Annotated in this window: 23 protein-coding genes; 15 read left to right on the top strand and 8 right to left on the bottom strand. The window is 44.8% G+C overall.

Annotated features, from left to right (window positions below; translation table 11 throughout):
• The first annotated feature begins 8 nt into the window (after window positions 1-8).
• From HMPREF1222_RS02430 to trhA, 7 genes are all read left to right on the top strand, one after another.
• The gene (locus tag HMPREF1222_RS02430; RefSeq protein ID WP_006188151.1) at window positions 9-347 is read left to right on the top strand and encodes an HU family DNA-binding protein; all 339 of its coding nucleotides are present in this window, start codon (window positions 9-11) and stop codon (window positions 345-347) included.
• Window positions 334-1,983: an apolipoprotein N-acyltransferase gene (gene lnt / locus HMPREF1222_RS02425; RefSeq protein WP_016518061.1), complete on the top strand. Its 1,650-nt coding sequence runs from the start codon at window positions 334-336 to the stop codon at window positions 1,981-1,983. The genes HMPREF1222_RS02430 and lnt overlap by 14 nt, the downstream gene beginning before the upstream one ends.
• Entirely contained in the window at window positions 1,967-2,374 is a 408-nt protein-coding gene (locus HMPREF1222_RS02420; RefSeq protein ID WP_016518060.1) for a bactofilin family protein, read from the top strand. Before lnt ends, HMPREF1222_RS02420 begins: the two co-directional genes overlap by 17 nt.
• A complete protein-coding gene (locus tag HMPREF1222_RS02415; protein ID WP_016518059.1) occupies window positions 2,374-2,874 on the top strand; it encodes a CinA family protein in 501 nt (166 codons plus the stop codon). Before HMPREF1222_RS02420 ends, HMPREF1222_RS02415 begins: the two co-directional genes overlap by 1 nt.
• A gap of 336 nt (window positions 2,875-3,210) precedes the next feature.
• Complete coding sequence (rho, locus tag HMPREF1222_RS02410) at window positions 3,211-4,767, top strand: transcription termination factor Rho (protein WP_425314949.1); 1,557 nt, start codon at window positions 3,211-3,213, stop codon at window positions 4,765-4,767.
• Window positions 4,768-4,839: 72 nt separating this feature from the next.
• Window positions 4,840-5,043, top strand: a complete 204-nt coding sequence (gene rpmE / locus HMPREF1222_RS02405) for a 50S ribosomal protein L31 (protein WP_006188146.1) — start codon at window positions 4,840-4,842, stop codon at window positions 5,041-5,043.
• Between the two features lie 73 nt (window positions 5,044-5,116).
• Complete coding sequence (gene trhA / locus HMPREF1222_RS02400) at window positions 5,117-5,767, top strand: PAQR family membrane homeostasis protein TrhA (RefSeq protein WP_016518057.1); 651 nt, start codon at window positions 5,117-5,119, stop codon at window positions 5,765-5,767.
• Between the two features lie 255 nt (window positions 5,768-6,022).
• Here the strand turns inward: trhA and HMPREF1222_RS02395 are convergent, their stop codons facing one another.
• From HMPREF1222_RS02395 to HMPREF1222_RS02385, 3 genes are all read right to left on the bottom strand, one after another.
• Window positions 6,023-7,096 carry an NAD(P)H-dependent glycerol-3-phosphate dehydrogenase gene (locus HMPREF1222_RS02395; protein ID WP_016518056.1) on the bottom strand — a complete coding sequence of 358 codons (1,074 nt, stop codon included), beginning with the start codon at window positions 7,094-7,096 and terminating at the stop codon, window positions 6,023-6,025.
• Between the two features lie 25 nt (window positions 7,097-7,121).
• The gene (locus tag HMPREF1222_RS02390) at window positions 7,122-7,637 is read right to left on the bottom strand and encodes a nitroreductase family protein (RefSeq protein ID WP_016518055.1); all 516 of its coding nucleotides are present in this window, start codon (window positions 7,635-7,637) and stop codon (window positions 7,122-7,124) included.
• Window positions 7,638-7,783: 146 nt separating this feature from the next.
• The gene (locus HMPREF1222_RS02385) at window positions 7,784-8,704 is read right to left on the bottom strand and encodes a phosphodiester glycosidase family protein (protein WP_016518054.1); all 921 of its coding nucleotides are present in this window, start codon (window positions 8,702-8,704) and stop codon (window positions 7,784-7,786) included.
• Between the two features lie 111 nt (window positions 8,705-8,815).
• Between HMPREF1222_RS02385 and HMPREF1222_RS12695 the strand changes: the two genes are divergently transcribed.
• The 4 genes from HMPREF1222_RS12695 (at window position 8,816) to HMPREF1222_RS02370 (ending at window position 11,374) form a co-directional block, all read left to right on the top strand.
• Window positions 8,816-8,986, top strand: coding sequence for a hypothetical protein (locus tag HMPREF1222_RS12695; RefSeq protein WP_006188141.1), 171 nt, complete (start codon window positions 8,816-8,818; stop codon window positions 8,984-8,986).
• Window positions 8,987-9,217: 231 nt separating this feature from the next.
• Window positions 9,218-9,820, top strand: a complete 603-nt coding sequence (locus HMPREF1222_RS02380) for a phosphoribosyltransferase (RefSeq protein ID WP_006188140.1) — start codon at window positions 9,218-9,220, stop codon at window positions 9,818-9,820.
• A gap of 7 nt (window positions 9,821-9,827) precedes the next feature.
• Window positions 9,828-10,715: a hypothetical protein gene (locus HMPREF1222_RS02375; RefSeq protein ID WP_016518053.1), complete on the top strand. Its 888-nt coding sequence runs from the start codon at window positions 9,828-9,830 to the stop codon at window positions 10,713-10,715.
• Window positions 10,716-10,774: 59 nt separating this feature from the next.
• On the top strand, window positions 10,775-11,374 hold the full coding sequence (locus HMPREF1222_RS02370; protein WP_016518052.1) for a ribonuclease HII: 600 nt from the start codon (window positions 10,775-10,777) through the stop codon (window positions 11,372-11,374).
• A gap of 1 nt (window position 11,375) precedes the next feature.
• Here the strand turns inward: HMPREF1222_RS02370 and HMPREF1222_RS02365 are convergent, their stop codons facing one another.
• Window positions 11,376-11,600: a hypothetical protein gene (locus HMPREF1222_RS02365; protein WP_016518051.1), complete on the bottom strand. Its 225-nt coding sequence runs from the start codon at window positions 11,598-11,600 to the stop codon at window positions 11,376-11,378.
• 174 nt (window positions 11,601-11,774) lie between these two features.
• On the opposite strand from HMPREF1222_RS02365, the gene HMPREF1222_RS02360 reads away from it, so the two are divergent.
• The 4 genes from HMPREF1222_RS02360 to HMPREF1222_RS02345 are packed head-to-tail and all read left to right on the top strand — an operon-like array spanning window position 11,775 to window position 15,964.
• Entirely contained in the window at window positions 11,775-13,292 is a 1,518-nt protein-coding gene (locus HMPREF1222_RS02360; RefSeq protein WP_016518050.1) for a phospholipase D-like domain-containing protein, read from the top strand.
• Between the two features lie 15 nt (window positions 13,293-13,307).
• Window positions 13,308-14,000 (top strand): potassium channel family protein, encoded by a 693-nt coding sequence (locus tag HMPREF1222_RS02355; protein WP_006188134.1) that lies wholly within the window; start codon window positions 13,308-13,310, stop codon window positions 13,998-14,000.
• Window positions 14,001-14,010: 10 nt separating this feature from the next.
• Entirely contained in the window at window positions 14,011-14,766 is a 756-nt protein-coding gene (locus HMPREF1222_RS02350) for a hypothetical protein (RefSeq protein WP_016518049.1), read from the top strand.
• A 1-nt stretch (window position 14,767) separates the two neighbouring features.
• On the top strand, window positions 14,768-15,964 hold the full coding sequence (locus HMPREF1222_RS02345) for an anhydro-N-acetylmuramic acid kinase (RefSeq protein ID WP_016518048.1): 1,197 nt from the start codon (window positions 14,768-14,770) through the stop codon (window positions 15,962-15,964).
• A 58-nt stretch (window positions 15,965-16,022) separates the two neighbouring features.
• On the opposite strand, the gene HMPREF1222_RS02340 is transcribed toward HMPREF1222_RS02345, so the two are convergent.
• The 4 genes from HMPREF1222_RS02340 to HMPREF1222_RS02325 all read right to left on the bottom strand — a co-directional run bounded on the left by HMPREF1222_RS02340 (window position 16,023) and on the right by HMPREF1222_RS02325 (window position 22,372).
• Window positions 16,023-18,083 carry a hypothetical protein gene (locus HMPREF1222_RS02340; protein ID WP_016518047.1) on the bottom strand — a complete coding sequence of 687 codons (2,061 nt, stop codon included), beginning with the start codon at window positions 18,081-18,083 and terminating at the stop codon, window positions 16,023-16,025.
• A gap of 90 nt (window positions 18,084-18,173) precedes the next feature.
• Window positions 18,174-18,620, bottom strand: coding sequence for a hypothetical protein (locus tag HMPREF1222_RS02335; RefSeq protein ID WP_016518046.1), 447 nt, complete (start codon window positions 18,618-18,620; stop codon window positions 18,174-18,176).
• Entirely contained in the window at window positions 18,617-20,194 is a 1,578-nt protein-coding gene (locus tag HMPREF1222_RS02330; protein WP_016518045.1) for a WD40 repeat domain-containing protein, read from the bottom strand. Before HMPREF1222_RS02330 ends, HMPREF1222_RS02335 begins: the two co-directional genes overlap by 4 nt.
• Before the next feature lie 333 nt (window positions 20,195-20,527).
• Window positions 20,528-22,372, bottom strand: coding sequence for a methyl-accepting chemotaxis protein (locus tag HMPREF1222_RS02325; protein WP_016518044.1), 1,845 nt, complete (start codon window positions 22,370-22,372; stop codon window positions 20,528-20,530).
• Window positions 22,373-22,468 lie beyond the last annotated feature (96 nt).

Below are 22,468 nucleotides of genomic sequence, written 5' to 3'. Positions count from 1 at the left end.
GGTTAAAGATGAGTAAACATAAGCAGATAAATAAACAAACAAAAACAAGTATTGTCGATGCAATTTACAAAAAATCGGATCACATGCTAAAGGATATTCATTCCGTTAGCGATTTATTCTTTGCAGAGATGTTTCAAGCTCTGGAAAGAGGCGAAACAATAGAAATACGCGGTTTCGGTACATTTTCAGTACAGTTCCGCAAAGGACGAAAAGGTATGCGGAATCCTAAAACGGGCGAATTGGTTGACACTGCAGACCATTCCGTGGTCGTATTCCGGCCGGGAAAAATATTGAGCGCTGCTGTTCGTCCGCTTGTGGAGGAGGACGCTCCGGATGCAAAGCGGTAGAAAGCTTGCCTATTGGAGCCTTAATGTCTTTCTGCTTCTAAGTTCTTCTGCGCTTTTTGCTCTTTCGCAGCCCGGCTTTTTGGTTTCAACCGGGCTGCCGTTTCTTGCCTATATTATTTTTGTTCCGCTTTTTATTTTAATCCGTAGAATTTCTTTCCGTTCGTCGTTTTTATGGGGAGGAATCTACGGGGTTCTTAATTACTGTATTTTTAGTTATTGGCTGTGGGGTTTTCATCCGCTGGCAATGTATATTGTTGCATTGGAATATTTTCTGTATTATATGATTACTATTCCCTTGCTTAAATTAGCAGATCTCTGTTTTCCCCGGTACGGTTTTGCCGTGCAATGGCTGATCTGGATCGGATACGAGTATATTAAGACGCTCGGTTTCCTCGGCTTTTCGTATGGATTGGTCGGTTATTCGCAATGGCAGTTTATACCATTCATTCAAATTGCATCGATTTTCGGTGTGTGGGGAGTTTCGGCATTGGTTTGCTTCCCTTCTGCATGGATAGCTGCCGGAATAAAACCTTATTGCAAGGAGCCTCTGCGGAACTGGCTGCACGGCTTCCGCGCCTTTGCATATCGGGAGCGTGTTTCCGCGTTAATCTGGTGTCTTTGTATGATTGGTGCGCTGATTTACGGTGTGTCAGTTCAGAGGGATTATAACGAGCTGCCGACTGCCCGTATTGCGCTTATTCAGCCGAACTCCGATCCGTGGGTAGGAGGACTGGAAGCATATAGAAGGGATTTTAACACACTGAAAAAACTATCGGATCAAGCAATTGCCGATAATCCCAATCTTGCGCTTGTCGTATGGCCGGAGACAGCTTTTATACCCCGTATCGATTGGCATTATCGGTACCGTGAAGATAGAAACAGCTTTGAGCTTGTACACGAACTTCTAACCTATGTGGATGCGCAGCCGGTGCCGTTTTTAATTGGAAATGATGATGCCGTCAAAGCGGTAACTGAAGAGGGGTTACCGGATAGGCTCGATTATAATGCTGCTTTACTTTTTCGTCCCCACGAAAACGTATTGCCGCCTCGTCCCGATCGGTATCGAAAGATGCATTTGGTGCCTTTTACCGAACATTTCCCGTATAAAAAAACTTTTCCCGCTATCTATGATGCATTGGTTGCAAATGATACTCATTTTTGGGAAAAAGGAGATGAGCCGGCGGTTTTTTCCGTGAACGGTTTGGAGTTTTCCGTTCCGATTTGCTTTGAAGATACATTCGGCTATATTACGAGGCGTTTTGCGCGTCACGGAGCAAAATTATTTGTTAATATGTCGAATGATGCATGGGCAAAGAGCGTTGCGTGTCAATATCAGCATTTAAGCATGAGCGTATTTCGGGCGGTTGAAACCCGTTTACCGATGGTGCGGGCAACAGCCTCGGGGCAAACGGCTGCAATTAGCCCTCATGGGAATATTACTGCGATGCTTTCGCCGTTTGTCGAAGGGTATATATGTGTCGATATTCCGGTGTTTACCGAAAAATCCAATACATGGTATGTTATGTGGGGTGATGTGTTGGGGATTGTCGTGACGATAGCAGCCGTAGGCCTCTTGATTATCGGCTCGGTACGGGCTATACTAAATTTAGGAAAACTGCATGAAAAAAATCGATAAAGAAAAAAAATTAACTGTTTTAGGAAGAGAAACGGTATTTGACGGTTTTTTGAAATTTACTGAAGACCTGCATATTCAAGGAGCCTTTTCGGGTGCTATAGATGCGCAGGGGGCGTTATTGATAGAAAAAGGTGCAGTTTGCAAAACCCAATATATTAGAGCTGCCTCAATTATTATTGAAGGTACTGTTTATGGTTCTTTAACTGCTGCCGATAAAATAGAGATGAAGACCGGTAGTATCGTACATGGGGATGTCCACGCCGCACGTATTAAAATTGCAGACGGTGTTTCATTTGAAGGCGCCGTGTATATGCTGCGGGACAACGCAGGAATTGACGGGAATCTTTTTTCCATGCATCCCGAACAACTCAAGCAAAAGCTGCGCGGCTAATGTTTCAGCAAATTCAATGTATATTTGACGAACTAAAACGTAGGCGCCTTTTTCTTGTTACAGCTGAATCCTTAACCGGCGGTCTTATAGCAAAGCATATTACGGATATACCGGGCGCTTCCGATATTTTTTGGGGAGGCTGGGTAACATATTCTGCCGAGGCAAAACACCATCTGTTAAATGTCCCGGCTGAAATTTTGGAGCATTTTGGAGTGGTGAGTATTGAAACGGCAGCTGCAATGGCAAAAGGAGCATTGACTGCCGCTTCTGCTTCTTCCGGACGGCAAGGGTATGCCCTCGCAGTAACCGGATTAGCGGGGCCTTCCGGCGGGACTCCTCAACTGCCGGTAGGTACGGTATGTATCGCCTGTGCGGGTAATGAATATATCTCCTTTATGCATTCTGAAAAATATTTGTTTAGCGGTACTCGCGATACTATCCGCGAACAGACATACCAAGCTGCAATGCAAATGCTGTGGCAGCAGCTAAAAGAGAATTAGGAACCTCTAAAAGCTTCAGTTTTTAGAGGTTCCTAATTGTCAAAACAGATAAAGCTTTGACTATCCTCTTGACAAGATAAAAAACAACAAGGTACAATAAAGAAGTAACCGGTTATTCCATTGACAAGCATAATCGGTGGTAACTTTGGCATTTCTAAAGCAACTTATCAAAGCTAATCTTTCTTAGAGAATACTTCGTATCTTCTTGATATTTTAAAAAAGCAAAATTTACTAAAGCAAAATTTACTATGGAGAAAATTTATGACAGTCTTAAAAGTACGCCGTTCGCCTTTTACCGATGACGGTGCCGCTCCTGATTTTTCAGTGCAACCTGAGTTGAATCTTGAACAACAGGCGGAGAGTACTGCGGCCATTGAAACTGATCGGGCTGCACACCAAGCAGAAAATGATGCGGAACATTTTGCCGGTTCTGATGAGGCGCCGGAAAAGAAATTAGTTGTGCGGTCTCGTATGCGTAAAAAATCAACCGGCGATGGAAGTGTTCCGGAGGTAGAGAAAAAGACACGCCGCCAATCTTCTATGCGGCGAACGTATAATCGGGCACCGGATGCCACCTCTGTTGCAGACGGAAATAGCGGTTCCGAAGATAATGAAAACAAGTTGAAACTGGTTATTAACGATTTAACACGCATGGGAATGCATGCGCTGCGCGATTTGGCGGCACAATACGGTATACCGCATGAAGATATGGTAGCGATGAAGAAACAGGAAATTATCTTTTTTATCCTGAAACATCATACCGAAAACGGCGGTATTATTTTTGCCTCAGGCGCCTTGGAAATTCTACCGGACGGATACGGCTTTTTACGTTCGCCGCAGAATAGCTATTTATCCGGTTCCGACGACATTTATATTTCGCCGAGCCAGATACGGTTGTTTAATCTTAAAACCGGAGATACCGTATACGGGCAAATCCGTTCACCGAAAGAAGGCGAGCGCTTTTTTGCCTTGCTGCGTGTCGAATCGGTAAACTTTGAGGATGTCTCGGTCGCTCAAAGCCGCATCCCTTTTGATAACCTTACCCCGCTGTACCCCCGCGAGAAGCTTAATCTGGAAACGACAAGCGAGCTGTATTCAACCCGTATTATGGATTTATTCTGTCCGATCGGCAAAGGACAGCGTTCTTTGATTGTTGCGCCTCCGCGTACCGGTAAGACAATATTGATGCAGCAAATCGCGAATGCTATAACGCAGAATCATCCTGAGGTTTATCTTATCGTTTTGCTGATCGATGAGCGTCCGGAAGAGGTTACCGATATGGAGCGGACTGTTCACGGTGAGGTAATTTCATCAACCTTCGATGAGCAGGCAACACGGCACGTTCAGGTAGCAGAAATGGTACTGGAAAAGGCAAAGCGGCTGGTTGAACATAAAAAGGATGTGGTAATTCTCCTTGATTCCATCACACGTCTTGCCCGCGCTTATAACCAGACGGTGCCTACTTCCGGTAAGGTGCTTTCCGGAGGTGTCGACTCAAATGCACTGCATAAGCCTAAGCGTTTTTTCGGTGCCGCACGTAATATCGAGGAAGGCGGCAGTTTAACTATTATCGCTACGGCGCTGATAGAAACCGGCAGCCGTATGGACGAGGTTATCTTTGAGGAATTTAAGGGAACCGGTAATATGGAAATCAATTTGGATCGCCGGTTATCGGACCGCCGTATATTCCCTGCAATCAATATTAAGAAATCGGGAACACGTAAAGAAGAGCTTTTGATTAACGAAGCCGATCTACAGCGGATTTGGCTGCTGCGGAAGGTCATTAATCCGATGGATGATCTTGAAATTATGGACTTACTCCTTGACAAAATGAAGAAAAGTAAGAATAATGAAGTGTTCTTGAAATTGATGAATTCCGGAACTATGCAATAATAAGCCCCTGCTGATTGAGACTGAAACGGTATAGTAATGCTCCTTCTAGGGTAGTGTGTAAGAGGTGTTATAATGAAAAAAGATATTCATCCTAACTATGCGGAAACAACGATTACGTGCGCATGCGGAAATGTTATTCAAACCCGTTCTACAGTGAAAGATATTAAAGTTGAAATTTGTTCTGCTTGCCATCCTTTCTTTACCGGCAAGCAGAAGCTGGTAGACACTGCGGGACGCATCGACCGCTTTAAGAAACGCTATAATATTAAAGACTAAAAGTCCGTTATTCCGTAGAGATAGAACACTAAAACGGATTGGTTTTAGTGTTTTGTTTTTTATGGGAGATATGATGGCACAGATAAATACGAAACGGTATACGACAGGCGAAGAAATTGTCAATGCAATAACGCATGGTATCGGTGTTCTGCTTTCTATTGCAGGGTTGGTGCTTCTTATTATTCGGGCTATTCGATATGCACCTGAAGAATATCGAGCGCGATGTATTGTCGGATTTACTATTTTCGGTGCTTCATTAATTATTTTATATTTGTTTTCTACGCTTTATCATGCCTTACCGCTCGGTACTAAAAAAGTATTCGGTATATTTGATCACTGTTCGATTTATGTCCTTATTGCCGGAACCTACACCGCCTACTGTCTTACTGCGTTGCGGGGTGCCGTCGGCTGGGCTATCTTCGGTGTCATTTGGGGGCTTGCCGTAGTCGGTATTGTGCTTTATGCCGTGTTCGGCAGCAGGGTACGCGTCTTGTCAGTTGTTACCTATATTCCGATGGGGTGGCTTATTATATTTGCCGGGAAACCGCTTAAAGAACAGCTCCCTTTGGTAAGCTTCCGGTTCTTAATTTTAGGTGGAGTACTTTACACTGTCGGCTGTGTCTTTTATGCAATGAAAAAAATAAAGTGGATGCACGGCGTTTGGCACTTATTTGTACTCGCCGGAAGCCTCATGCACTTCTTTTCTATTTATTACAGCATATAGGGTCTGATGTGGTGTAAGAGCAACCGCACCAGAAATATTTCAAGAGGTTGCTTTCCTTTTGCGCAAAATTTTGTATAAAATTTTGCGCAGTTCATTTTTAGAAGAAAGGCAATTACATTAGACAAATAGATAAAATCGCAGAAAAAATAGGCTGGGCAACCATTTGAGCTGCACAGCAGCGAAATTCTGGTTGAACGGCCTATTTTTTCTGCGGGGTGTTCAAGAGAGCGTCTAATGTAATTGCCCTGAATGCGTCTAGTTCTTGGTTCCGCTCAGCAAGTCCTCGAGGAATTCCGTATAGCCCAGTTCTTTGTTGAGCATCCGGTAAAGCCCCGAACAAAGCGGCAGTTTTAGGTCGTATTTTACGGCGATTTTGCTGAGATAATAACAGGCGGCGATTCCTTCCGGTAAATAGCCTATTGTTCCGATGTGCGCCATAAGGTCATCGATGCCGGTAAAGGGGCGTAAAATATCTGCGGTAATAATTTCGCGGCCGAATTTGCGGTTTCTGCCGTATTTGCTGCGGCAGGTAACGTCAAGGTCGCCGATGCCGGAAATCGATGTAAATGTTTCAGGATGTGTTGCTCCCATCGCTCGTCCGATAATTTGAATTTCGTTTAGACCTGCCGCCAACAAAAGTGATTCGGTATTGTCTCCAAAAAAGTCGGAACCTTCGATAAGCGCATCGAGGAGGCCGAAAGCGATAGCGATGACGTTTTTGGTTGCGGCGCATACCTGTACGCCTACAATATCAAGACTTGAGTATACCAGCAGGCTGCGCGATTTAAGAATCTCGCGGCAGCGGATGGAGCTGAGCGGATTTTTCGATGCTGCAATCAGGCCGGTTAATTTTCCCGCCGCAACCTCTTCGCCGTGGCTTGGCCCTGCGACATATACGAGGTGATCCCTGTAAAAATCGGGTAACTTGTTTTCAAGCGCTTCGATGATTAAGTGAGGCTCCCCTTGTTCATCGGGGATAAATCCTTTGGTGAGCACTGCGATAAGCGGATATGATTGTGTTCCCGTATCAATACTGAAAGGAGGAAATGTTAGAAGCTGTTTTACCGTATCCATTAAATAGAGCGAGGGACTTGCTAAAAAAACGACCGCAGCATCCTTACATACTTCTTGCATGTCCGGCGAAGCGGAAATGGAAGCGGGGAGCGGATAGCCCGGCAAATACTTTGTGTTTATATGCTCGGTGTTGATAGATGAGCATACGTCGGCACTTCGGCTCCACAGCATAACACGATTGCCGCTCCGTGCAAGGGCACAGGCTGTTGCCGTTCCCCATGCCCCTGCTCCGAGGATAGCGATTTTTTCATTCATAATACATTTCCTATTTTTCGATGTCCTATTGTATAAATTCTACCGGTTCCGTTCTTTCTTTTGGGGCAGGTTTCTCTGCAGGATATCCCAAGGCGACAAATCCGCATATTACATGGTTGGAGGGAATATGGAAGGAGTCAAGAACCTTTCTGATATCCGGTTCGTTGCATTTATCACGCAGTTGGTTAATCCATACGGCGCCCAGCCCGAGAGCTTCCGCTGCCAGATACGTGTTTTCGATTGCACAGGAGGAGTCGCATTGTCCGTATATGTCATTCTCCGCAAAGCTGATTAAAAGGATGGCATCGCAATCATATATCCGGTAATCGCTGCGGTTATGTACTTTTGCGATTGCTTGAGCGAGTTCTTGAATTTTTTCCCGATTATGTACAATCGTAAATTTCCGTGCCTGTCTGTTTTTACCTGAAGGAGCTGCCTTTGCACAATCGGCAATGAGCTTTAACTTTTCATCTTCAATTTTTTGATCGGTAAATTTACGTACGCTTACCCGTGTTAAAAGCGCATCGATCACTGCATTCATAGTAAGTTTCCTCCGTATTCTTTAAGGCATCTGCAAAAAAACGGTTAGATTTGCTTTGCATCCTTCGGAATAGAGATGCCCATCGCTGATACATTTTACATCGCTTCTATCATAAAAGCAAATGGTTCATGAAGATGTGTCTTTCTTTATTCAACGATAATACCGATGTTACTTGCAACACGGATATGGATATTTAGGCCGAGGGTCGGGGCAACGATGTGCTGTTCGCCGTTTTCCTGCAATACCAGCGTGCTTGAACTGCCGCCGTCAAGTTGCAGTGCGTCATCAGCTCCTAAGGTTTGCATCAGCATTGCCGTTTCTTCAAACGAAAGGCCTCGGCTTTTCCGTTTATTTTCCCCTTCTACCGCTGCGACAAAGAGCGTTTTACCGCTATCGGCAAGTCCTACGGCGGTTCGGGAATCGCGGCGGTGAAGCTTTTGAGGGACTATAGTACCGTTTCGGAGAATTGTCCAAAAGCCCCCTACGGCATAGCGGACGTCCGCCGATAGGGCATCCTCCGTTTGAGAGCCGATAATGCGGGCGGTTTTATCTTTATAAAAAAGCAATGCGCCATAGCGTTCGTTCGGCATACTCATCCGGCGGAAATCCGTAATATGAATGCCGACGATGGTACGGTATATGCTGAAAAGCAGCGAGTTCGTTTTGAACGGAGCGGCGTTAAAGGCTGCGATTGTATTGTGCCTCAGTGCAAAGTCCCGTGTCGTTTCGCCGCGGATACGGCCTCGGGTGTTTTTAAAAAGAGCCGCTTCCGAGGTTATGACGGAAACCGACGGATTGAGTAAATTTATTTTTACGATATGAACGATGAGCGGTAATTGCGGATCGGCTATATCGGCGGCTTCAATACCCGGAGACAGGCTACGCCAGCGTATTTCTGCGGCAGAAGGCTGATACGGCGCATCAGAGCGGGCTATAGGGGTAGCGGCACATCCCGAAAGGCAGCACAGCAATACAAGTAACAGGAGAAGCGGAAGCGTTTCTGTAGATAGCTTATTCCGATAGCGTACCCTCGCATATCCGGAGGACGCGGAATATATTTGTAACATAGGGGTGAGTGTATCACAAAACGGGATAAATTACAAATTGTTGGGGTATTGACAGTTCGGCATAAAGTTTTTATTATAGAGAATAAATTTTTTCATGAGGAGGCTTGGGGTATGGCTGGTGCAAGTAAAAACTCCCGTACTGCTGTCGCGACACAGAAATTTAGCTGTCCATGCGGCGGTGAAGTTGTGTTAAAGACAATGGTTGAAAACGGAAAAATAAAAAATATCGCTGAATGCGCAAAATGTCATCGTATTGAACGCCGACCTAAAGATTTTAAATAATCTTACAAAATACACTGATTTAAAAGCTGCTGCCTTAGTTTCGGGAAGCAGCTTTTTTATTTATTTTCTTATATTGAACAAGCATCTTAAAATCGTTATACTAGGAAAATGAGAGCTTTATTTCCTATTAATGATATTTTTCCTCAAAATTGAACGAAACCGTTCCAAAACGGCTGAGGTTGACGTATCTCGATTTGGAATAAGCATATATTGTAAACGAAGGAAAAGACTATGAGCAAGGAATTTTTATCCTATGATACGGTCCGTAATAACGGATTCCGTTTGGCGCGCCAAATTTGGGAAGACGGCTTTACTCCTGATGTGATATACGTTTCATTACGGGGCGGTTCATCGTTGGGGAATGCCATTCATGAATGGTTTAAGTTGGTGAATAAAGATGTGAAGCCTATTTTGTATGCTGCTGTTGTCGCTCATTCTTATTCCGATGCCAATCAACAATCAAAGATGATGATTGACGGGTGGACGTATTCTCCCGAACACTTGAGAAGCGGTGATAAAATATTGTTAGTTGACGATATTTTTGATAGCGGTGCTACCATTAACTATCTTGTATCGGCTTTCTTGGAAAAAGGCATTCCGCGGCGTGATATAAAGATAGCGGTACATGATTATAAAGTTTTCCATAATAGAAAAAACAGCGAACCTATTCAACCGGATTATTGGTGTAGAAAGCACGATATTTATGACGATAAAGACAGTCAGTGGATCCATTATATGAGCCATGAGCTAACCGGTTTAACACAGGAAGAACTGGAAGAACACTACTACGCGCAATATCCCGAATTACGCGAAATTTTTAAGGGTGTTTTATAAGAGACCGATGCGTAAGAATGTTAAGCGGTTAGTTTTCCTATTTGCTTATTTTTCTTCTCTCCTTTCTCTTTTTGCCGAAAGCGGATTGGTTCTTTATGTAGATGCCGCTGCAGAAAGAACCGGCCGGGAAGGTACATCGGATAGTCCGTTCGATTCTCTTGAACAAGCAATTGCGGCGGCTCATGCTTATATAAACCGTCAAGGAACTCCTGCAAAAAATGCAAAACAGGAACCTGTTTCTATTTTTCTCCATTCCGATGTATATGTGGAAGACGCGCTCTTTCTTACCGTTCCTATTAGGCTGAGCGGTGTCAATAAACCGGCGATTACGTTTGGAGAAAATGCCGGTTTTGTTGTCGGCGAAACTTCTTTGGAGATAAGAAACTGCTTGATAAAACGATCGGAACGGCTTACGGAACCTCGTACCGTTCCGGTTTTATACGGTTCCCATGCATCCATTACATTGAACAAGGTTTCGATTACTCTAAACGAGGGCAGTGATGCCGTGATACTGCGGGATAGCCGATTAGCGTGTACCGATGCGTCTCTTACTTCCGGACAAAGTGCGCAGGCTGTATTGATACGTGCCCGGAAAAGTTCCGTTTCCGCAGTGCGCAGCACTTTTACGGCAACGGGCTTAATGGCTTTATGCTTTGATTTTGTAAAAACACAGTGTACCTTAACCGATACGGTTTGTAATCTTATGCCGCAGTATACCGGAAGAGTAGCCGAACTTACCGACTCAACTTTAAAGACTCGGAAGCTCCGGTGTTCGTATATATCCCCTTTGTTTGAAATGATGGATGCTGCTATCATTGCCGATAATGCTTCTAAAGTTGAATCGTCGGCTTCTTTTGAATTAATCGGTTTTACGGAATCGCTTGTCCGCAGATAACACAAGATAAAATATGGCCTATGGTGCAGCAGAAATGAATATGATAGGACGAAAATTCAATGTTGTTTTGCGGCATCGATGAGGCGGGGAGGGGAGCGCTTGCAGGCCCCGTGTATGCCGCAGCTGTTATCTTACCTGCTTCATTTGATGTTTCCGTATTGGATGATTCAAAAAAACTCTCACCTAAACGGCGGGAAACGGCACGGGCGGCTATTCTTGAAGGGGCGCTGTATTGGCATATTGCATCGATGCCGCCCGATCTGATAGATAAAATCAATATTTTACAGGCAACGCTTGCCGCAATGAAGGAAGCTTTCGATCGGCTTTTTGCACGGTACAGGCGGGATAGTATAGGTAAGACTGCCGATATTGAAAAATCTTTAACCGTCATTGTTGACGGAAATCAACTGCCTGATATTCATGGTGATTTTAACTTGACCGCAGAACCTAAGGCGGATGGGCGCTATCCGTGTGTGATGGCGGCTTCTATTATCGCTAAAACAGAACGTGACCGCTGCATGATGGAATATCATAAACAGTATCCGCTCTACCGTTATGATCTGCATAAGGGCTATGGAACAAAGCTCCACCGTTCTCTGATTGAAGTATACGGTGCTTCGCCCATTCAGCGGCATAGTTTTACATTCAAAAAAGTTTAAATCAAGCTTGCTGCTGATTGGCGGGTGTGTTGTCCTTTTTAGCCTCTGCCGGCGGTTTTTGCAAGTTTTTTTGAAGCCTGCTTTGGAGCGAGGGGAGTTTCGGTTTTTGATACCGCACAATATAGAATACAAGGTTTAAGTATAATATCAGCAGTATCGTAACGATAATTACTTCGGGAGAAATAACGACATTCTTTATCAAGGTAAAAAGTTGTAAGAAGCTCATACTAAAGGCATCGGCAAAAGTACGAATAACTTAATATGTTGGACATTTTATGCTTAATAGGATACAGTACCGAAGAGGCTTTTTTAACTGGAGGAAGGTACGAAAATAAAGAAGGGTAAGAAACGGAAAGGGCTCTATTTACTCAAAAAAGGACAGAAGGGGCTTGTACGCGCTTTGTTCAGCCGGTTGGGGCTGTTCCTTGTCTTATTAGGGGTGCAGGCCTTTATTTTATTAAGTATCCCTTATCGGTTTAAAGAAATATTTCCTTACTACTCTATCGCAGAATCTTTATTTACCCTCGTTATGGTGCTGTATTTACTGAATACGGACATTGACCCCACTGCAAAAATTACGTGGCTTGTTATTATTATGCTGCTTCCGGCATTCGGCTCTTTATTGTTTTGGTATACTCAAAGCGATATCGGCAATCGTTTGGGGCGGAGACGGCTTAATATCCTTTTTAAATCAACACAAGATAGCATCCCGCAGGATCCCAAGGTTGCCGATGCCTTTTCTGCACAGGATAAGGGCGCGGCGGCACTCGCTTATTATATGCGGCATACCGGTTGCCATCCGGTATTCAGTCAAACAGAGGTAACGTATTTTCCTTCCGGCAAGGCTAAGTGGAAAGAAATGCTTGCGCAGTTGAAGCAGGCGCGGCATTTTATTTTTCTGGAATATTTTATTGTAGAAGAAGGGATGATGTGGGGACGCATTTTGGAAATATTGGTGCAAAAAGCGAAAGAAGGTGTAGATGTCCGGGTGATGTACGACGGTACCTGCGAATTTTCTACGCTACCTCATGACTACCCGGCTCGTTTGAATAAATTGGGTATTAAATGTAAGATATTCGGACGGCTTACTCCGTTTCTTTCGACATATTATAATTACCGGGATCACCGTAAAATTTTAGTTATTGACGGTATAGTTGCTTTTAACGGCGGCATTAATTTGGCTGATGAGTATATCAATGTTGTTAACAAATACGGGTATTGGAAAGATGTCGCGGTTATGTTGAAAGGAGCTGCAGCTAAAAGCTTTACGCTGATGTTTTTACAGCTGTGGAGCATACGCGAAAAAGAATGGGACTTTAGTGAGTATTTAAATGTTCCGGCATTACCGCCGCCTGATGAGGGGGCTAGTACCGGTTTTGTTATTCCGTACGGAGATAACCCCGTCGATAAAAATAAGGTCGGCGAGTGTGTGTATATGGATATCCTTAACAGAGCGCAGCGGTATGTGCATATCATGTCGCCCTATCTCATTCTTGACGGCGAAATGGAAACGGTATTGAAGTTTGCTGCAGAACGCGGCGTGGATGTTACACTGATTCTGCCGGGAATACCCGACAAAAAAGCTCCGTACGCATTGGCAAAAACTCATTACGCTTCTTTGCTGGCGTCGGGTGTGCGGATTTATGAATATATGCCCGGCTTTGTTCATGCGAAAGTTTTTGTATGCGATAATCGGGAAGCCGTTATCGGCACCATCAATTTGGATTACCGCAGCTTATATCATCATTTTGAATGCGCTACCTATTTGTACGGTGTCGACTGTATCGGCGATATTGAAGCGGATTATCAATCCGTACTAAAACAGTGCCGCAGGGTAACGGCTGAAACAATCCGGCGGGAAAAGTGGATGGTAAAAGCTTCCGGCATTGTTTTAAAAGCTATTGCACCGTTAATGTAAGAGAGGAGAAATATTATGGATGTTCAACAAAATTTTGCGGTTATCGGATTAGGTGAATTCGGTATCCGTATTTGCGAAATGCTTGCGGAGGGAGGAGGTTCGGTTGTAGCGTTTGATCATGATGCACAGGCGGTTGATCGGGTAAAAAAAATCGTTCCTGCAGCAATGGTGATCGACACTACCGATGAAAATGCGCTGAGAAAAGCTCCGCTTGACGATATCGATGTCGCTATCGTTGCAATCGGCGATAATAAAGAAGCAAGTATCTTAACAACTACGCTGTTAAAAGAACGGGAAATTCCCTATATTGTAGCCCGTGCCGTTTCGCCGCTCCATGCAATTGTGTTAAAGCGGGTCGGTGCAAACAGAGTATTAAAGATTGAAGAAGAGTCCGCTTCCCGTATTGCAAGCGAACTGATTAATCCCGAAGCGCTCAATTCCCTTTCTATTACCGAAGGCTATGTAATATGCGAAGTAAAAGTGCCCAAGTTTTTTATCGGGAAAACGCTTTCGCAAATTGCCCTCAAAGAAAAATTCAATCTAACGTTAGTCACGATTGCCCGGCTTGAACTCGATATCGATACGGTCGGTAATCCTTTGAACCGCGAAGTAATGTATGAACCCGATGATAATCTTGAATTGCAGACGGGTGATAAGCTATTTCTCTTCGGCAGCAGCGAAAAGATTGCAGAATTTAGAAACGTATAAGGATGCGTTCATGATTATTATCGGAAAAAAGAAATTGATCGGTGCGGCGGTTTTCTCATTTTTGCTTATTTTAGCAACGGCAATTTGGGGATATAAAGTCGGAATGCAAAGCGCGCTTAAAAGCGATTCGGAGCTTGTGCTGTTTTTCGGATTTATCGGGGCAGGCTTGGAATTTTGCTTACTGATTGCAATGCTTGTGTATGCAAAAAGAAAAGAGAACGACTTTTTAATGGTTACAAAAGCGATTCAGCTGAACGGCATACTTTCGGATTCGCGCGCAAAAAAATTGGGAAATTTAGGTATTGTGCTGCAGGAAGCGCTTGACGATGCCTATCAAATTACCGCGCAAAAAAGTTTAAAAATTGCCGGTTTAAACGGACTGATCGACGAGCTTCTGCTGCTAATCGACCGGCCGCTGCTGGTTGTAAGCCTTACCGGAGATATTCTTAATTTTTCTGCTAAAGCGCAGACGGAAACGGGATGTAAAAAAGGCGATGTGCTCGCCGAAATTGCACCCGCCATCAATCTTAGAGAAGCAATTCAACATGCAACGCTTACTCATGCGGCCGTACAACAAGATACGCATATCGTATGTACTCCGGTATTTTCCGTTACCGGTACATTGTCGTTCTTTTTGGTGGATTTGTCCGAGCAGCCGATTGTTACCAAAGTTATGGAAAACGTCAAACACTTAATCCAGAAAACGGATACCGAAAAAAAGCGCAAAAATCCATTTTTAAAATTCTTTAAAAAACCGCAGGAGTAAAATGCATTGGAGTATGAAGCGTTTGGATGATGTAAGCGGGGAAAAAGAAAAAACGGCGATAGGGTTGATGAGCGGTACTTCCGTTGACGGTATCGATGCCGTGCTGCTGACTATCAGCGGCTGCGGCCTTACTACGCGCATTGCGGAACGGGCATTTATTACCGTGCCCTATTCCCAAGAAGTACGGCAGCGGCTGTTAGCGCTTGCTTCCGGTTCTTTCGGCGGCAGCGAAGAATTAAGCGCAATGAATTTTTATCTTGGAGAACTGTTTGCGGACGCTTGCTTCGCCGTATGTAAAGAAGCGGGGGTAGATATAAGCACGGTGGATTTTATCGGCTCACACGGACATACGGTGTTTCATGCACCGAATAAACGGCGCTACTTCGGCAAAGATATTACAAGCACGCTGCAAATCGGCGAATCGGCCGTTATTGCGGAAAGAACCGGATGCATTACCGTTGCCGATTTCCGTGTACGGGATGTTGCGGCGGGCGGGGCGGGTGCTCCGCTTGTCCCGTTTACCGAGTATCTATTATACCGGGAACCCGGTACGGTAATCGGCTTGCAGAATATCGGCGGTATCGGCAATATCACTCTCCTGCCGGCCGCTGACGGAATGGACGGCATTATCGCCTTTGATACCGGTCCGGGCAATATGCTGATAGACGGCTTAATGCGGCTTATTACCGACGGCAGACAAAACTATGACGACGACGGTAAACTCGCTGCAGCCGGCGCCGTCGATTCGGCATTGCTTGAATTTCTTAAAACCGATCCGTATTTACAGCTGAAGCCGCCGAAGACTACCGGCCGGGAACATTATTCCGAAGTATTTATACGAGAGCTTTACAACAAAGGAAAGGCGCTGCAGCTGCCGGCCGAAACAATTGTGAGAACCGCCGCTTATTATACCGCATATTCAATCGCGTATTCGCTTAAAACGTTCGGATTGCCGATGCCGCAAAAATTGATAGTCGGCGGAGGAGGCAGCAAGAATCCCGTCATCTTAGCGCATCTACGGCAGCTGCTTCCCGGCTGTTCCGTACTGACAAATGAAGATATCGGTAAGAACAGCGATTCAAAGGAAGCGTGCGCTTTTGCCGTACTTGCAAACGAAGCGCTTTGCGGCAATCCGAATAATGTCCCGTCAGCGACCGGTGCACAGAAGTTTGTCGTTATGGGGAAAATCAGTATGTAGATAAAGAGGGCACCCCAATAAGCTTTTAGGGTGCCCAATATAACCTATAGAGAAAGGTTTAGTACAGCTCGATGATATAGGTCCGCGAACGCATCTGATGAGTAGCTGTTTCCTCAGCCATCACCTTTAATGTAAATCTTTGCGGAGTGTAGTCACCCGTTGAAAATTTACAGATGTTGCCGGTTGCTTGAAGGTCAACTTTACTCATTAAACCGGCGCCGGATGCAAAATATGCGGTACAGTGCAGATTGTCATAATCCGCAGGTGTAGCAAGACCGTTAAATTGAACGGTAATCCACGTTGCATTACTGTTCGTAAGTTTTGGAACAGGATAAAGGTTGGAACCGGGAGGCGTAGCTAAAATAGGCGTATTCGTAGTTCCGTGTTCTTCGTCATAAGTAATTTTAAGCTTATTTGTTGGAATATCCTGCGGTCCGGTAATTGTTACCGTGCCCTCAAGTCCGAAACCGAAATCCGCCTTTAGAAATACGTTTTCATGCTTATATATACCGGTAATCGGTGTAGGCGGTGTAGGCAGAGCGGCCGTTACTCCTGCTCCGTCATTCGGATTAAGCCACTTTCTCCATTCGCTTACTGCCGGCGGTGTAGCACTTGGTCTGGTAAGGGTAGTTACTCCTGCCAGCGGTGTTGTAGTTGAGGGCTGAATGTGCAGAAGAGGCAACGGTTTTGGTGTCCCATCGTAAGAATCGTATTCGGAATACTCAACGGTAAAGGTATTCTGCGGAGTCGATGGTACTCCGGCATCAAGTTTGAGTGTTCCATGATTCAGATCGTAGTGAATACGACGCCTATTGATATGTTTCCCCGCTGCTGCTTCAAAGTATGTATGACCGGTCACCGGTGCGGAAGTGGTAGGCCCCTCCACTAATCTTTCTACCCAGTCGCTTGCACCGATGTAGTTGCGCGCTTGCAGGCTTACCTCATATACCTTGCCTAACTGGAGTTTAATCGTACAAGTTTTACTGCCGTATGCAAGGCTGCCATCATGCCAGATTGACGATGCTAAGAAATCTTCCGCTGTCGAATTGGTTGCCTTAAAGCCGTAGATCTTGTCATCCGTGGGAGGAAAAGTCGTGCCGTCATTGGAAGAAGTTTGAACCTTCAGTTCATAGTTTGTTTCGAATCTAGAAGGATCCCACGTAAGCTTTACATAGTAGTAATTAGGATCTTTGTCCTCGCTTTTGTCTTCCAGATATGCCCGCAGGTTTTCAGGCTTTGTCGGCTTTCTATTTAGTACATCAATCTCTCCGAGGGATTTGTCAAGGTCGTTTGCCGGATATACAACGATTGTGTCGCTATAGGAACCGATCGGTGTCTTGTTCAGTCCGGTACCTTTATAAAAGACCATACGGTATTCATAGGCGCCTGCATTAAGTGTTACCACAGGATCGGGAGTCGGGGTTACTGATGTATCCCCGTAATGGAACGTAGACGGAGTGACACGGGGGAGCACAGTATCATAAGACTGTTGAGCATTGCTTTGATGAGTAGCCGGCGGTGTAGTAGCGGGATCCGTATATTCTGTAACCAATTCGCCCGAATACAGGTTGTAAATACCGATTTCGTAGGAGTCGCAGATGAGATCAGTATCTGTAACCGAGCCTGTTATCTTAACCGTTCCCGGCGTTGTAAGGCCTTTGATAGACATCTGAAAGGTTGCCGCCCCGTTGCCCTTTGTCAAATCTATGGTACAGTGCCCTATCAGCGCCTTTTTGTTATCGGCCACAAGCCCTTTATACGCGGTTAGGGTTAAATCCCACACGTATGGATCGAGATCCACGCTAAAGGTATAAGGAGGTGAGTTCGATACGGAAACCGCCGTATCGATTTTTTTTCCGCTGTTTGAGGTTCCGGTAAGAACAAAATTAAGTCCCGATGAAGAATTAAACGGTGCGTTCGGTAAAATACTGCGCGTAGCAGGATTTCGCGCTTGGTTGATCATGTCGTTATATTCGGGCGGAATGTCCGTAACGGAAAATGTCACGGTGCTTGCGGCGGTGCCGTCTCCCGACATACGTCCGCCTAAACCATGCGAACAGCCGGCAATGACCATGGTTAAAGCCGCAAGTACGGCTATAGAGCTTTTTTTCAATCTCATAAAAACCTCCTTATAAAGACTGAAAATGCGGCACCGCGGCCGAAGCTCGTTCGCGGAATGCCTTTTTTATATATCGGCAGACTTTCCCTATCAGTCTGCTGCATACAAGATAAGTACAGCGGTATCGGAATAGACGTTTCCCTTATATGTTACCGTTAAAGTAACCTCATAGAGGCGGCTTTTGCCGTCGGTATTCAAAACCGCTGCATACAGCGGGGTGTTCGGAATATACACATTCAAGCTTAGGTTTGACTGCGGTGCTATGTGCGGTGTTTGGCCGCCGACATCGGTAATGCGCCATACATAGCTTTCACATCCGAGCGGAGCGGTAAGCACCAGCGTATGGGTAATATCAACCTTGTAAAGCTCTTGCAGCATCAGATGGGCGTTACCGGTTTCAAGAATATCGTGCGTGACGGCTGGTACTTTTTCAAAATGCTTGTTGTAGTCGTTAAGCACGTCTTGCGGCGTATTGCACGATACAAAAAGGAAAACAAAGCTTACGGACAGCGCAAAAAACATCAACCGTTTTATCATAATGTCGCCCTCTTTGTTTTAGTATTTTTTGTTAAGTTGATTCTGCCGCCTAAGATGATTTCGGGAAACAGATTCCAAAGTGAATCGTAATTGATCGCCGCCGCGAATGTGAAAAACTTAACCGTTATACCGGTGGTAAAACGTCCGCCATAGGAAAAAAACGCTTTGGATGATGCGGTTTTAGGTCTATTGAGCATACTGAACCGTACTGTAGCGGCAACTTCTTCAAATAGAACGGCATATCCCCTGCGGTCAAGGACAACCTCAATTCCTACAGGTGCATATACTTCACCCATCCATAATAGAGGAGATTTAATTGCGTTGCCGCTAAAGTCTTCATAGTGTGCGGGAAAATCCGTTTTAGGCAGTCCTAAATATGCACGGAGTCCTACACCGACATACACCGGAGCGGTAAGGTAGGTACTTCGATAACCCATATCCGCTCCAAAAAGGAAGCGGTAATGAGTCTTTTCCGGCAGCAAAAAGCCCATAAATGCGGATATCGTGAAAAAACGGCTTCGTTCGGTTTTAAGAGAAGGTTTAAACGGTTTAGCCGCTTCGGCAGATTCTTCCGTCTGAACACCGGAAGTTTCCGGCAAGATGTTTTGTTGAACATCCGGTTCCGCAATGCCGAAATTTTCCGGATGCAGCTTATATACCGCACCGCTTGCACAGCCTACAAATGCCGCGTTTTCGGTATGGCAAAAGGTAACGGCTGTAATATTTGTTTTTTCGGATTTCGGCAGCCGTATCGTGTCCATTGATTTTTGCAGCTGAATGCTGTAGATAAGAATTTCGTTTTTATCGTTTACTACTGCAATCTTATCCGGATCGGATAAGACGGCCAATGCGCGTATAACGCTGCCGGTATCTATGCTTACGAGTTTTCTCCCCGTAATATCGGAAACTTGTACGGAAGTTTCACTTTCCATACTGATGATGTGCAAACTGTCCGCCGTGAATACGGCCGGAATGTTCGAGTCAGTGTAGACGGTGTTGAGCCGTGCCGCCTGTGTATAGGTGGCGCAGTCCCACAGCAATGCCTCACCGTTTTTGGAAACGGAAACAAGATATTTTGCGTCATCGCTAAAGGCAAGTCCGTATATCTCTGCATGGTGGCCGTCCAGTGTTCTGGTAATCATCTCCTGTGTAAAGCGCAGTTTAAAATGGAGCTGAATTGAAAAATCCGTGCATGCTGCCGCTATGTAATTGGTATTATTACTGAAAGCAGCGCAGCCGATGGTTTTTCCTTCCGTATAGTCGGTAAGTGTGTATGCTTCGGCTTGGGTATATGCCTTTTCGCCGTTCGCAGAGCGCATATACAGTAAAAATTTTTCGGTATCGGCTATGGTAACAAGCAATTCGCTGTTCTGAAATCGATAGAAAAGGCTGCTGTTAACGGCTTTTTCTTTTATTGCGGAGATGCGGCTGTACGAAGCTGTTTCGTACACTGAAAGCGAATCGGCGTCTGAGGCTGCAAGGATGGTATCGTCTGCATTTACGGAAAGCGTTGTAACCGATTGGTTGAGCGTTACAACCTGTGCCGAAAGTGCAGCACCGCAGAAAAGAAACAATAGGAATAAGGCCGCATACGCTATGTTATGCAGAGAGCGTTTTACCGTGCGTATAGTTTCCGCCGTATTCTGAAAATGGTGAGAATATAATCGTCGAAACGGCAGTGAAGTCGTGAAGTCGTGAAGTCGTGAAGTCGTGAAGTCGTGAAGTCGTGAAGTCGTGAAGTTATTGTGAGGGCATACGGCATCGTGTCAAGAGGGGGAGACTTCTTGAGACTATTGAGGTACATAGTTTGCTGCTTACAAATGCCGGACATCCTTGTCATATTAAAATTATATATCGGTTAACAAAAAAAAGCTACCCCTCCCCTTAGCTTTTTTCCAATCGAGTATTTACAACGAAAGCTGCTCCAGATACTTCATAACATGCTGTGCTGCGCTCCGATTCTGTGCGCTGCTGTTGCTTACTTCGTCGATGACTTTTCTAATTTGTTCCGTATCACCGCTTACGCTGTGTATGGTACTGTTAATATGCCGCGAAATTTCAACCAATTTTGCCATCTCTTTGCCGACTTCGGTATTTCCCGTAAGTATTTCCAAAGAGCCTTCTTTAACCTTTGCCGTGATGGCGCTGATCTCTTTAACGCTTTCGAGGACTTGCGTATTACCGTCGGTTTGTTTCGTCATCGATTCCATAATCGTGCTGCTGCCTCTATTAACGGTTGTTAATAACCGCATAATTTCCGCGAATTGCATGGACGTTGCTTCTGCTGTAGAATTGAGTTCTTCAATTTTCATCTTGAGGGTTTTCAGCACCGTCGTGATATTTTTTCCCTGTGTGCTGGACTCTTCCGCAAGTTTTCTGATTTCATCGGCAACAACCGCAAACCCTTTGCCCACATCTCCGGCATGTGCCGCCTCAATAGCGGCATTCATTGCAAGTAAATTGGTTTGACTTGCAATATGCTGAATAACGTTACTTGCTTCCAATAATCCTTCGGACTGTTCGCTGATGCTTTTTGCAATTGCATGAGCATTTAATACTGCCGTATTGCCTGCATCGGCCGCGGTATTCAGATGGCCAATTGAATCAAAAGTGTCTTTGACCGTATCGGTTACGGACTGGATATTCATTACCATCTGTTCGATTGTAGAAACGGAACCGTTTACGGAGTTGGATTGTGTTTCTATACTGGCATCAAGATTTTCAATATTTTGTGCAATTTCTTGAATGGTTGCTTGCATCTTTAAAATGCCTTCCGATTGGTTTTGAATATGATTCTGCACGGACAAAACGCTTTCGGTAATTGCTTTAACGGCGTTTGAAGTCATTTTCATATTGGAAGAAAGTGTTTCTGCCGTATCGGTTGAAACGGTAACGCTTTTATTTAAATCATGTAAAAATGTTTTATTGAATGTAAGGAAAGTATTAACATCCTGTAATAAAAGAGAAAGCTCATCTCTCGTCCATGCTCTCAGTAGTTCTTGCCGGTAATCCCCGTGTGCCAACATCTTAACAATTTGCTGTATTAACGCTATTCTCCGTTCAAATGAACGTATGATTGACAGCAAGTTAAATACCGAAAGAATTAAACCGTATATAAAAAGCGGCAGCACCGCGGTCATGAGTTTTGCATGGACATTATGCTGTTGGTACCGTACAAGCGGAGAAAGAACAAGCAGCACAATTGCGACGATACAGGTAATACTTACAAGCGCCACCCGTTTTAACATTGAAAGCGAAAGGCTTTCTTCATCGATGGGTACAAACATCGCCCATTTTTCAAAACTTCTGACGGCACATGCACAAAATAAGCCGCCGATTAATAAGATATTCCCAGTCGTGCTGAACACCGCAGATAAAAATATTCCGGTGTTTTGTAATAATCCCATTTCAAGCGAAATAAAGAAGGGAACGGTAAAGGCCATAGTGAGCGGAAATGCCAATAGTAATTTTTCATAAAGCACAATATATTTTTTTGCCTTATGAAGATCTTCTTTCCAGTTAAGAATTGCCGGAAATAACAGGCGTTGTTTTATAATAGGATTGAGGGCTGCAATGATGACGCAAGCAATAAATGCCTTTGTCTTTACAACGGCTTCGATACCTCCCATGCTGCCGACGAAGGGCGAGGTGATAAAATTAGCCGCTATCCATCCGAGGTTGGTGCATAAATCAAAAATAAGAATTTGTTTAGGGGGATTTTGATATTCCTGCATTGCTGTTGTTTCTGCCATAATACTCTCCTCTCTGTGTATATGTGCCAACTTTTTTATATGGTGGAAACGGGAATGTCCCAAAAGTTTCTGTCTTTCGGGACATCCTCAACAAAC

This window comes from Treponema vincentii F0403 (assembly GCF_000412995.1).
GTDB lineage: Bacteria > Spirochaetota > Spirochaetia > Treponematales > Treponemataceae > Treponema > Treponema vincentii.
Note: the sequence above shows the minus strand (reverse complement) of the source record. Positions and strands in the feature narration are given on the sequence as shown.